The following is a 12350-nucleotide window of genomic DNA, read 5'->3' on the forward strand; positions in this document are numbered from 1 at the left end:
TGCCGCCCTTCTTCGATGCCTGGTCTTTCAACTATGGCTCACCCACCAAAAACGGGCGCCGCAGCGCCCGTTTTTGGTGAAGCAGGTGCATTCGTCATTCCTTGCCAAAGTGCACGTCTTCTTCCTTTTCACCGGCATGAGGATCGTGAAAACGCGTCAGGTTCATGGCGCCTTCGCTCTTGCCCACGATGCAGGTGACCACAGCGTCACCGGTAATGTTGACGGCGGTGCGGATCATGTCGAGCAGGCGGTCCACCCCGATGATCAGCGCAATGCCTTCCACCGGCAGCCCCACCTGGTTCAGCACCATGGCCAGCATCACCAGGCCCACGCCGGGCACCCCGGCGGTACCGACGGAGGCCAGGGTCGCGGTCAGGATCACCATCAGATAGTCGTTGAAGGTAAGATCGATGTTAAAGGCCTGGGCGATAAAGGCGGTGGCCACCCCCTGCATGATGGCGGTGCCGTCCATGTTGATGGTGGCGCCCAGGGGCACGGTAAAGGACGCCACCCGGTTTTCCACCCCCATGCGGCGGGTGGTGGTTTCCAGGGTGACCGGAATGGTGGCGTTGGAGGACGCGGTGGAAAAGGCAAACATCACCGCGTCTTCCATTTTCCTGAAGAACATCAGCGGATTCAGGCCGGTAAGCGCCCGGAACAGGGTGGAATAGGTCACCAGCGCATGCAGCAGCAGGGTGCCCGCCAGCACCAGGAAGTAACCGATCAGGTTGAGAATGGCGTCCAGCCCGAGCGAGGTGAACAGCTGGGCCATCAGGCAGAACACCCCGTAGGGCGCCAGGTTCATCAGCAGCGCCACCAGCTTCATGATCACTTCGTTCAGATCCACAAACAGCGCCGCAATCCGCTCTCCGGGCTTGCCCGCCAGGCTGATGGCAATGCCGAACAGCACCGCAAACACGATGATCTGCAGGGTATTGCCCTCGGCCATGGCGTGAATGGGGTTGGTGGGGAACATGTTGATGATCACCTCGGCCAGGGACGGGGCTTCCCGGGCGGCAAAGGTACTGGCGGTCACCAGATCGGCCCCTTCCCCGGGCCGAAACAACTCGCCCATTCCCAGTGCCAGGCTAATGGCCACGGCGGTGGTGAAGAGGTAGAGGATCAAGGTCTTGCCCCCCAGCCGTCCCAGGGTGGAAATGTCTTTGAGGGAGCTGGTGCCGCACACCAGTGATACGAATATCAGCGGCACCACCAGCATGTTGAGGCTGGCGATAAAAATTTTGCCGCCCACCAGGAACAGGCCATTCACCAGATAGTCCTGTACCGGGGCCACATCGGCAAACAGGCCGCGAATAACAAAGCCGGTCAGCACACCGGCTCCCATGCCCAACAGTACCCGCGTGGTCAGTGACCACTTTTTTTCGCTCGCATTCATGGCGGAATACTCCTTATTCAGGATCCCTTGCGGGGTTGCAATAAAGAGGCGCAAGGGTACCAGTACCGAGCGAGAAAAACTTAACCAAAAGCCAAAAAGTTGAAATATTCGACCAAATTAACACCGAAAATCTAACATTAAACACCAAAAAAACTGACCCTTGTCACATTAAGCTCCAGTCTCGCTTTCTTCGGCGCTGACTGCCAGCAGTTGGGCATCGCTGCGCTTGAGCACAGAATAGACCACGCCGGTGAGCAGGGCACCGGCGGCAATGGCCAGCACATACCACGTCAGTTGCTGGATGGCGTTGGGGATGAACAGCACGAAGATGCCGCCATGGGGTGCCAGCAGCTTGGCGCCAAACAGCATCGACAGGGCGCCGGTCAGTGCCCCGCCGGCCATGCAGCAGGGGATCACCCTGAGCGGATCCCGGGCCGCAAAGGGAATGGCCCCTTCGGAAATAAAACACAGCCCCAGCACGAAGGAGGCCTTGCCCGCTTCCTGCTCATTGAGGTTGAACTTGCGCCGGGCCAGGAAGGTGGCGATGCCCATGCCCAGCGCCGGCACCATGCCCGCCGCCATGGCCGCCGCCATGGGTCCATAGGTTTGCGAGGCCAGCAGCCCGACCGAGAAGGCATAGGCGGCCTTGTTGACCGGACCGCCCATGTCGAAACACATCATGGCCCCGATGATGATGCCGAGCAGCACGGCGTTGGCCGAGCCCATGTTGTTGAGGAAGTCGGTCATGGTGTTCATGATGGCCGCCACCGGCCCGCCCACCACATAAATCATCACCAGGCCGGTAAAGAGGCTGGCGAACAGCGGGATGATCAATATCGGCTTGAGCGACTCCAGGCTTTTGGGTATGGGCACCCGCCTCGCCAGCCAGTGAGCACTGTAACCGGCCAGAAAGCCGGCAATGATGCCGCCGAGAAAGCCGGCCCCCAGGGTACTGGCCAGCATGCCGCCGATCATGCCCGGGGCAATGCCCGGCCGGTCGGCAATGGAATAGGCGATGTAGCCCGCCAGCACCGGTATCATCAGAGCAAAGGCCGAGCCGCCCCCAATCTGCATCAGGGCCGCCGCCAGGGTCCCTTCCTCTTTGAAGGCCTCGATGCCAAAGACGAAGGACAGGGCGATAATCAGCCCGCCGGCCACCACCATGGGCAGCATGAAGGAGACCCCGGTCAGCAGGTGCTGGTAGGGGCCGGGCGCTTTTTTGTCCTGCCCGGGGCTTTGGGCTGCCCTGCCTTGCTGCTGCCAGACGCGGGCCTCGGCAAGCGCCGTTGCTATGGTCTGTTGCGGCTTTTTCAATGCCGGGCCGGTGCCGGTGCGATAGACCCGCTTGCCGTTAAACCGGGCCAGGTTCACCTCGATGTCGGCGGCCACGATCACACAGTCGGCCGCACGAATGTCGTCGGCGGTCAGGGGGTTCTGGGCGCCTACCGAGCCTTGCGTTTCCACCTTGATATCGTACCCCAGGCTGCGGGCGGTCTCGGTCAGGGCTTCCGCCGCCATAAAGGTGTGGGCCACCCCGGTGGGACAGGCGGTGATCGCCACCAGCCGCACCGGCTGGTCCGCAGACGGCTCGGCCTCAAGGGGCGCGGCCCGGGCCGCCGCCTGCTGCAACCAGGTCCTGGGGTCGTTCAGCGCCGGCTGCAGGTCATCCACAAAGCAGGGCTTGCCGACAAAGCGGGACAGATCCAGCTCACGGCTGCTGGCCACCACCACCAGCTCCGCCTGGTTGATCTGGGTCTGGGTAAAGGCCGTGACCGGCGCCAGCTGACTGTGGCATTCCACCGCCACCTGCCAGCCCTGCTCCTGGGCAGCCCGCTCCAGCATGCGGGCCGCCAGGTAGCTGCCGGCCATGCCGCTGGGGCAGGCGGTAATGATAAGAACCTTCATGCTAATGCTCCCGGAACATGGATGGGCTCGATATGAATGTCGCGCTGAAAGGCGGCAAAGACGGTGTGATCGTAAATACCCACGCCGATCTGCGTCACCGCCATCAGCGACAGCGCCGCCGCCCGGCGCAGGGTGTCGGGCTCATTCAGCCCGTCCAGCAGGCCGGCGCACAACCCCGCCACCAGGGAGTCGCCGGCCCCCACCGTGCTGACCACCCTGACGCTGGGTACGCGCGCGCGCCAGTGGCCATGGGGGCCAAACCAGTACACTCCCTCATCACCAGCCGAGACCACCACCTGCGTGATGCCCTGGGCCCTGAGCGCCTGAGCGCTGTCAATCAGGGCCGCCTCGCTGTCGATGGGCCGGCCCATCAGACTTTCCAGCTCGTCCCGGTTGGGCTTGATCAGGTAGGGCCGGGCGCGCACACCGGCCTTCAGCGCCGCGCCGCTGGCATCCAGCAGGACGGTTTTTCCCCGCTCCCGCCATTGCACCAGCAAGGCGTTCAGCTGCGCCGGGCTGACCCCCGGCGGCAGGCTGCCCGCCACCACCAGCACATCCAGGTCGTCGGCCAGGGCCTGGAGCCGGGCCTGCAGCCGGTGCCAGTCGTCCTCGCTCACCCGCAGCCCGGGCAGGTTGATGTCGGTGATCCGGCCATCGGCTTCGCTCACCTTGACGTTGACTCGAGTATCACCGGGCAGGCGAACAAAGTCGTCGGCAATGCCATGGCGCTCAAACAGGGCACAAAACGGAGCCTCGTTGTTCGCGCCGAGAAAACCGCTGGCGCGAGGAGAATGCCCCAGCTCCGCCAGCACCCGGGCCACGTTAATGCCTTTGCCCGCCGCGCCCAGGTGGCCGGCGCTGGCCAGGTTAACCTGGCCGGGGTGAAGCTGGGCCAGCGACACGGTCAGATCCAGCGCCGGGTTCAGGGTCAGGGTCAGTACCTTCATTGCATGTCTCCCACCAGCGCCCGCACCGCCTGCGCGTCTGATGCCGCCAGGGCTCGCTCGGCCAGCGCCCGGCACCGGGCCAGGCTGCACTCACGCACCCGGGCCTTGACCAGCGGTACCCGCTTGGGACTGACCGAGACTTCGTCCACCCCCAGCCCCAGCAACAGTGGCAGGGCCTGGAGATCCGCGCCCAGCTCACCGCACACCCCCACCCACCTTCCTTTGGCATGGGCCGCCTCCACCGTCATGGCAATCAGTTTGAGCACCGCCGGGTGCAGGCCGTCGGCCAGGGCCGCCAGCTCGCCATTGCCCCGATCCGCCGCCAGGGTGTACTGGGTCAGATCATTGGTGCCAATGCTGAAAAAGTCCGCCTCCCGGGCAAACAGCCCGGCATTCAGGGCAGCGGACGGCACCTCCACCATGATGCCCAGCTGAACATTCGCCGCCCGCACTTCGGCCTGGATTCGGTCGAACAGCTCCTTGGCAAAGCGCCACTCGGCCCAGTCCGCCACCATGGGAAACATGATGCGCAAGGGCCGGTCACCGGCGGCGGTGAGCAGGGCCCGCAGCTGGGTTTCCAGCAGTTCGGGGCGGCGCATGCACAGACGAATGCCGCGTACCCCAAGAAAAGGGTTGTCCTCTTTGGGAACCGGCCAGTAAGGCAGCGGCTTGTCGCCGCCCACGTCCAGGGTGCGCGCCACTAGGGGCCGGCCATTGAGGGCGGCAAAGACCGCCTGGTATTCGGTTTGTTGCTGCGCCAGATCCGGTGCCCGGCTGCGCCCCATAAACACAAACTCGGTACGCAACAGCCCCACCCCATCGGCGCCGGCGGCCACCGCCGCGGCGGTGTGCGCGGTATCGCCCAGATTGGCCCCCACTTCAAGCCGGTGCCCGTCTGTGGTGATCGCCGGCTGGTCACGGTGGGCCCAAGCCGCCGCGGCCCGCTGTTGCTCCTGTTGCTGCTGCGCCTTGGCCCGCGCCAGTACCTCGGGTTCAGGCGCTACGTGCAGGGTACCGGCGTCGCCGTCGAGAATGACCTCGGTACCGGCATTCAGGCTCATCACGGCCCCGCCCATGGCCACCAGTGCAGGTATGCCCAGGGCCCGGGCCAGAATGGCACTGTGGGACGACGCCCCGCCGCCGGCGGTGACCAGCCCCAGCACCCGCTCGGGGTTCAGGTTCACCACCTCGGACGGCCCCATGTCTTCCGCCACCCAGATATGGGGATGGTCGGGAGGCATGGGCAGCGGTACATCGCACAGTATGGCCATGACCCGGCGGCCGATGTCACGAATGTCGGCGGCACGCTCCGCCAGCAGGGCATTGGGGCTGGCCGCCTGCCGGGTGGCGGCGGCGTCGATTTCCGACCACCAGGCGGCGGGCGCCGAGGCGCCCTGGCGCAGCCGCTCGCCGGCGCCGTCCAGCAGCGCCGGATCGCTCAGCAGCTCCCGGTGCATGGCCAGAATGTCCCGGGCCTGGGGCTCACTGGCGGCGTCGGCCGCCTCGGCCAGTGCCTGATCGGCTCGATTCAGGGCCTGGTTCAGCCGCTCTTGCTCGGCCTGTGCATCGCAGGCGATATCGGCATAGTCAAAGCGCATCGGCACAGCCATATACACAGGTCCGATGGCAATACCGGGCGAGGCCCCCACGCCCCGCACTTCGGTGTTGGGCGCCAGTTCATGTACTTGGTGCACAACCCCGTTGTCGGCGGCTATTGGCACCGGCGCTTCCCCCAGCCCGTCATTGACGGCCGCTTCCAGCTGCGCCAGAGCTTCACTGGCATCGCCACCCTCGGCGGTAAACCGCAGCTGATGCCCGGGCCGTACGCCCAGACCAATCAGTTTCATCAGGCTTTTGGCATTGACCTCATGACCATCGCCGTCCAGGTTGCACACGCGAATGTCGGCCTTGAACTGCCTGGCAAGCTGCACCAGCATGGCCCCGGGCCGGGCGTGCAGCCCCTGAGGGTTGCGCACCGTCACCACCCGTTGGTTACTGGCCAGGCCCTGCTCGCCGGGCGCCCCGGGTCCCTGGCTCAGGGCACGCCGCAATGCATCGGCGCCGGCCAGGCCGGCCAGGTGCTCTCCCTTGCCTGCCACCAGCCAGTCGGCCAGTTGCCCCAGCAGGTGTTTATGGTCCAGGCCGTTGACCGCCAGGGCCAGCAGGGCCCGCACCGGCTGGCCGTCATGCTCAAAGCCCGGCGTGGTCACCACCGCCGCCCGGGGCTCACCGGCGGTGGCCGCCTGGCTCAGCCACCAGCCCTGGCCCAGGTGCAGGCGGTGTTGCTGCCAGGCCGCCAGTTCCTGCTCAGTGGCCTGCAACAGCTCGGCGGCGGCACGCTGCAAGGTGTCCAGATCGCCGACCTGTACCCCGGTGCGCAGGGTGTCGCTATCCCATTCCAGTGCCGAAGGCACCTCCCTCTCATCCCCCTGCAGCAACTGCAGAATGTCGTCGCTGTCCACCGCCCGGCGCACCCGCTCGGCCAGGTCGTCCCGGGACAGCGCCCGCGCCAGCCGGCGCAGCAGCGCCAGGTGTTCATCGGAGCCGGCGGCAATGCCCAGCACCAGGTAGGCCTTTTCGCCGTCCCCCCAGTCCACCCCGTCCGGCAGGTGCAGCGCCTTGACGCCGGTCTTGTTCACCAGATGGCGGCACGCCTGCGTGCCGTGAGGAATGGCAATCCCCTGCCCCAGGTAGGTGGCGGTCTGGGCTTCCCGCTCGAGCATGCCGGCACCGTAACCGGCCTGCACGTTGCCGTCCTGCTCAAGCCAGTGGGCCAGCGCGGCGATCACCGCCTGCTTGTCGGCCAGGGTCTGGCCCATTCTTACATCCTGAGGAGTCAGAGAAAGCATGACATCACCTGTTTAAAAACCGGAATATTGACAGCCTAGAGGAAATACCGGCATTTGCCTGCTGCATCATGCTGTCCTGTTTGAGCGGTCCGGACAAGGACGGGAACGTCACGGCGTGACACCGGACGGCTTCGCCGAGCCGGGAAGGTCAGGGCTGAATTTCCTGACCATCCCAGGCAAACAGCCGTCCCGACTGGGCGGGCGTGAGGCCGTCAAGTACCCTCAGCAAGTGCCGGGCCGCCTGCTCGGGTGTCTGCAATTGTCCCGGAGGCAGGCCGGCGCGAAAGGGGGCCGACAGCTGAGTGGCCACGGTGCCCGGGTGCAGCCCCACCACGCAGGCGGCGGGAAAGCGCCGGCTCCATTCCACTCCCAGGTTTTTGATGGCCATGTTGAGGGCCGCCTTGCTGATGCGGTAGCTGTACCAGCCCCCGCCGCGATTGTCACTGATGCTGCCCACCCGGGCCGAGAGCGCCGCCAGCAGCAGCGGCTGACGCCGCTCGAGGCGCGCCGACAACAGCCGTGCCAGCGCCAGGGTAGGCCAGGTATTGACCCGCATGTGCTCGAGCAGGGCGGTCTCGGTGAGCTGCTCAATGCGTTTTTCCGGCTGCCACTGCGCGCTGTGCAGCATGCCCACGGTATTGATCACCCGCTCCGGCAGGGGCAGTCCGGCGCAGACGGCCTCCAGGGCGGCTTCGTCGGTGACGTCAAGGGCATGCCAGTGCACGCCCGCCAGCCCGGGGTCTGCGCGGCTGAACAGCCTCACCTCGTCGCCCCGCTCAAGGCAGGCCGCCGCCAGCGCCCGACCAATGCCGCCGCCCCCCATGATCCAGTAACGCATACAGGCTCTCCGGTTAATAATGGTCGCTATTGAGACCGTAACAAAGAATGTTTGGTTGCAGCCGGTGGCACGTGAGACGGCAGACGTGAGGCGTGATAACTTACCGCTCTGTGCTTTGAGCCCATTCACTCAAGGGCTGATACCACTGAGTAAACAACTCGCCCTCGATGGCGGGGGCCGTTACCGTCATGCGCTCGCCCTGCCAGTCAAAGGCCAGCCGCCAGGCATGCAGGTAGCCCCGATCGGCGGCAGTGCCACCGTAGCGGGTGTCACCCAGTATGGGACAACCCAGGCTCTTCAGGGCCACCCGCAGCTGGTGGGTGCGGCCGGTATGGGGCTCCAGCACAACGCCCCTCAGGCCCGGTGCCAGCGAGGTACTGAAAAACCGGGTCACCGCCAGATGCGCCTCCCCCCGGGTCAGCTTCCAGCTGCCGTTACGGGCCTTTTCCATGCCGCCCTTCACCCAGCCCTGCTTTTTGACGGGCTTGCGATCGGTCAGCGCCAGATAGTGCTTGGTGGTGGTGCGCCCGGCAAACTGGCCACTGAGCACCCGGTTGGCCTCGGGATTGCGCGCCAGCAGCAGGACGCCCGTGGTCATCTGGTCGAGCCGGTGCACCGGGTAAAGCGGCTGGTTCAGTTGTTCACTCAGCCGCCGCACCAGGCCGGGTTCATCCCCTTGCTGGTGCATGCCGATGCCGGCGGGCTTGTTGATGACAACAAAGTCGGTATGGTCGAGCACAATGTTCATGGCAAACTCCGGCGGGTCTGATGCAATCAGTCCAATGCAAAAAGCCCGCTGCAAATGCAGCGGGCTTTTTGGTGTCTGGCGGAGGAGGTGGGATTTGAACCCACGGTGGGCTATTAACCCACGCCGGTTTTCAAGACCGGTGCATTCAACCACTCTGCCACCCCTCCTGACGGGCGCCAATACTACTGAGCCCGGTGAACCTTGTAAACCGTTAAATGCCGTCTACGGTTCAAATGAGCAAGAAACCGCCAGCCAGTTCCACACAGGCGAAACACAATGCTCGACAACCGGGTCATAATATGTCCAGAATAAGAGCAAATTCATTCGAGTCATTTTGAGTCAGATACCCAAGGAGTCTGGATCATGCGTTACAACAACACCCTTTCACGCACCCACAGCGGCGCGCTGGAAACCAACAAGGTATTGCGCAATACCTATATGCTGCTGGGCATGACCCTGGTGGTGGCCGCCCTGTCCGCCGGGGTCAGTGCCATGCTGGCCCTGCCGCACCCGGGCCTGATCATTACCCTGGTCGGTTTTTACGGTTTGATGTTCCTGACCGAGCGCAACCGCAACAGCAGCCTGGGCCTGCTGTTCATCTTCGCCTTTACCGCCTTCACCGGCTATACCATCGGCCCCATTCTGAACTACTACCTGAGCACCAGCTCCGGCACCGAAACCGTGATGCTGGCCCTGGGGGGCACCGCCCTCACCTTCCTGGCGCTGTCCGCCTATGTGCTGACCACCAAAAAGGACATGTCGTTCCTGGGCGGCATGATGATGGCCGGCTTTGTGGTGATCCTGGTGGGCTTTGTGGCCAATATCTTCCTGGCCCTGCCGGCCCTGAGCCTGGCCCTGAGCGCCCTGTTTATTCTGTTCTCGTCCGGCGCCATTCTGATGCAGACCAGCGCCATCATTCACGGCGGCGAGCAGAACTACATTTCCGCCACCGTGACCCTGTATGTGTCCATCTTCAACATCTTCCTGAGCCTGCTGCAACTGCTGGGCATGAGCCGCGACTAAACGGAAAATGCCTGACCAGGGCGGCCATAAGGCCGCCCTTTTTTATGCCGCTGCGTTCCCGTCCGGGTTCCGGTATGATGACAACACGCCCCCTGTAACGAGACACTCCATGCCCCCTGCCAGCCAGTGGCTGAGACGCATTTTCACCGACAGTCATTTTTTCTTCGCCCTCAAGGTGTTGCTGGCGATGGCCAGCCTGCTGCTGGCCGGCTGGTGGCTGGAGCAGGTGCCCGCGGCGGTCACCCTGTCCCTCGGCGCCATGGCCGGGGCCTTGAGCGAAACCGATCAACCTCCGGCCCGGCGGCTGGGCCAGTTGCTGCTGGGGCTGCTGTGTTTTTTTGCGGCCATTACCGGGGTCACCGCCCTCATCGACACTCCCTGGCTGTTTGGCCCCGTGCTGGTACTGGTGACGTTCGGGCTGATCCTGGCCGGTGCCTGGGGCCAGGCCGCCGGCAAGCTTGGCTTTGGCACCCTGCTGGTGTCCATCTACGCCATGCAGGGCCATGTGGACAGCCCCGGGTTCTGGTATCAGCCGCTGCTGCTGACCGCCGGTGCCGCCTGGTATGGCCTGCTGTCCTGGCTGGTCCTGCTGGCCTGGCCCTACAAGCCGGTGCATGAACAACTGGCCCAGTGTTATTTCGCCCTGTCCCGTTACCTGCTGGCCAAATCCCGCTTTTTCGACAGCCCCGACGAACTGCACCGGGGCCTGCGCCATGAACTGGCCCAGCTCAACATTCAGCTGGTGAACCATCTGGAGCTGAGCAAACAAATGCTTAACCGTCGTCTGCGGGGCGGGCCCGAAGATGCGGAGCTCAATCGCCTGCTGGAGCTGCATTTGCTGGTGCAGGGCATGCATGAGCGGGCGGCCTCCAGCCATTATTCCTATGGCCGGCTTAACCAGGCCCTGGATCATGCGGATGTGCTGGCCGGCTACCAGATCCTGCTGGTGGAGCTGGGTGAGGCCTGCTACCGGCTGGGGCTGGCCATTCTCACCCACCACCCCTTTCAGCCCGGCAAACGCATTGCCTGGGAGCTGTCGGCGCTCAAGGATCAGCTCGACTACAGCCACCTGCGCCGCCACTACGCCGCCGAGCTGATCATTCCGCTGCGGTTTCTGACCCGCAACATGGAGCATGTGCATCAGGCCCTGCTGAAGGCCGAGGCCCTGACCGCCCATCATCAGGATAATGAAGCCGGCAGCCCTGCCGCCGAGCTGGCACGCCCGGCCCCTCAGGGCCTTGGCGAGCGACTGCGGAGCCTGCTGACCCCCAACGCCATTCTGTTTCGCCACGGGGTACGACTGAGCGCCTGCTTCGCCCTGGGCTATGGCCTGATCACGGCACTGGAGCTGGAGCGGGGCTACTGGATCCTGCTGACCATACTGTTCGTCTGCCAGCCCAGCTTCAGCGCCACCCGCCAGCGCCTGACCGAGCGGACCCTTGGCACCCTGGCCGGCATCGCCGCCGGCGCGCCCCTGCTCTGGTTGTTTCCGTCGGTGGAAAGCCAGCTGCTGATCCTGCTGGTCTGTGCCTTTGTGTTCTTTACCCAGGTCAGGGTGCATTACAGCTGGGCCGTCTGTTTTATTACGCTATTCGTGCTGCTGGCCTTCAACCTGCAGGGCGTGCACCGGGATCCGGTACTGCTGCCCCGCCTGCTCGACACCCTGGCCGGGTGCGTGCTGGCCTTTGTGGCGGTGTGGTTAATCTGGCCCGACTGGCAGCGCCGCCACCTGCCCCGGTTGCTGGCCGACGCCATGGAGGCCAATGCCGCCTACCTAAACGCCATCAGCCGGCAGCCCGCCGACGGCAATCCGGAGAACCTGCCCTACCGCATCGCCCGCAAGCAGGCCCACCTGGCCGACAACCAACTGGCCCAGGCCTGGCAGAATATTCGGGTGGAGCCGGTCTCCAGGCACTGGCTCAACCTGGGGTTTGAAATTGCCTACCGCAACCATGCCCTGCTGTCTTACCTGTCGGCCCTGGGCGCCCATCGCCGTCCGGATCAGGCGCTGCCCCAGGCCTTTGTGACCGGGCTCAACGAACGGCTGTGCGCCGCCGCCAACGCCCTGCGCCACGGGACGCCCCTCCCTGAGCAGCCTCCCCTGCCGGCCATGATGACCGACAACGAAGACGACTGGCAGGTTCTGGTGCGCCAGCTGCTCAACAACATGGCGCTGCTGGTCAACGATCTGCATCAGCTGGCCGGTGGCGTGCGCCAGGATGCACAAGCCACCCGGCTTGGGTAAGATAAGCGCTCCAACGAGGAGACCCCATGTTTGAATTTGAAGGCCGCCCCATCGAAACCGATGCCCAGGGCTATCTGAAACACCACCAGGACTGGCAGCCGGCCATGGCCGAGCGGCTGGCCGAAGAAGAAGGCATTACTCTCACTGCCGAGCACTGGGAAGTGATCCACTTTGTGCGCACCTTTTACCTCAAGTACAACACCTCGCCCGCCATTCGGGCGCTGGTCAAGGCCATGGCCAAGGAGCTGGGGGAAGACAAGGGAAACAGCCGTTACCTGTACCGGCTGTTTCCCAAGGGGCCGGCCAAGCAGGCCACCAAGCTGGCGGGCCTGCCCAAACCGGTGAAGTGCATTTGAGTCAAGCGCCTGACGGCGCTGATGCAGGCTGGCAGCCTACGCT

At 64.6% G+C, this 12350-nt stretch carries 9 protein-coding genes and 1 tRNA gene; 3 read left to right on the plus strand and 7 right to left on the minus strand.

Annotated elements, in window-relative coordinates:
* Positions 1-94: 94 nt before the first annotated feature.
* From GU3_RS12115 to GU3_RS12145, 7 genes are all read right to left on the minus strand, one after another.
* Entirely contained in the window at positions 95-1396 is a 1302-nt protein-coding gene (locus tag GU3_RS12115) for a dicarboxylate/amino acid:cation symporter (protein ID WP_014292827.1), read from the minus strand.
* 168 nt (positions 1397-1564) lie between these two features.
* On the minus strand, positions 1565-3301 hold the full coding sequence (locus GU3_RS12120) for a PTS fructose-like transporter subunit IIB (protein ID WP_014292828.1): 1737 nt from the start codon (positions 3299-3301) through the stop codon (positions 1565-1567).
* On the minus strand, positions 3298-4248 hold the full coding sequence (pfkB, locus tag GU3_RS12125) for a 1-phosphofructokinase (protein WP_014292829.1): 951 nt from the start codon (positions 4246-4248) through the stop codon (positions 3298-3300). The genes GU3_RS12120 and pfkB overlap by 4 nt, the downstream gene beginning before the upstream one ends.
* The gene (ptsP, locus tag GU3_RS12130) at positions 4245-7097 is read right to left on the minus strand and encodes a phosphoenolpyruvate--protein phosphotransferase (protein WP_041543190.1); all 2853 of its coding nucleotides are present in this window, start codon (positions 7095-7097) and stop codon (positions 4245-4247) included. Before ptsP ends, pfkB begins: the two co-directional genes overlap by 4 nt.
* 148 nt (positions 7098-7245) lie before the next feature.
* On the minus strand, positions 7246-7935 hold the full coding sequence (locus GU3_RS12135; protein ID WP_014292831.1) for an SDR family oxidoreductase: 690 nt from the start codon (positions 7933-7935) through the stop codon (positions 7246-7248).
* Positions 7936-8035: 100 nt separating this feature from the next.
* On the minus strand, positions 8036-8683 hold the full coding sequence (locus GU3_RS12140; RefSeq protein ID WP_014292832.1) for a TIGR01621 family pseudouridine synthase: 648 nt from the start codon (positions 8681-8683) through the stop codon (positions 8036-8038).
* 76 nt (positions 8684-8759) lie between these two features.
* Positions 8760-8850: transfer RNA gene (locus GU3_RS12145), tRNA-Ser, on the minus strand.
* A gap of 196 nt (positions 8851-9046) precedes the next feature.
* Here GU3_RS12145 and GU3_RS12150 point away from each other — a divergent pair.
* The 3 genes from GU3_RS12150 to GU3_RS12160 all read left to right on the plus strand — a co-directional run bounded on the left by GU3_RS12150 (position 9047) and on the right by GU3_RS12160 (position 12307).
* Positions 9047-9706: a Bax inhibitor-1/YccA family protein gene (locus tag GU3_RS12150; RefSeq protein ID WP_014292833.1), complete on the plus strand. Its 660-nt coding sequence runs from the start codon at positions 9047-9049 to the stop codon at positions 9704-9706.
* A 109-nt stretch (positions 9707-9815) separates the two neighbouring features.
* On the plus strand, positions 9816-11951 hold the full coding sequence (yccS, locus tag GU3_RS12155) for a YccS family putative transporter (protein WP_014292834.1): 2136 nt from the start codon (positions 9816-9818) through the stop codon (positions 11949-11951).
* 26 nt (positions 11952-11977) lie between these two features.
* A complete protein-coding gene (locus GU3_RS12160) occupies positions 11978-12307 on the plus strand; it encodes a TusE/DsrC/DsvC family sulfur relay protein (RefSeq protein ID WP_014292835.1) in 330 nt (109 codons plus the stop codon).
* The last annotated feature ends 43 nt before the right edge of the window (positions 12308-12350 follow it).

Source organism: Oceanimonas sp. GK1 (genome assembly GCF_000243075.1).
In the GTDB taxonomy this organism is placed as follows: Bacteria; Pseudomonadota; Gammaproteobacteria; order Enterobacterales; family Aeromonadaceae; genus Oceanimonas.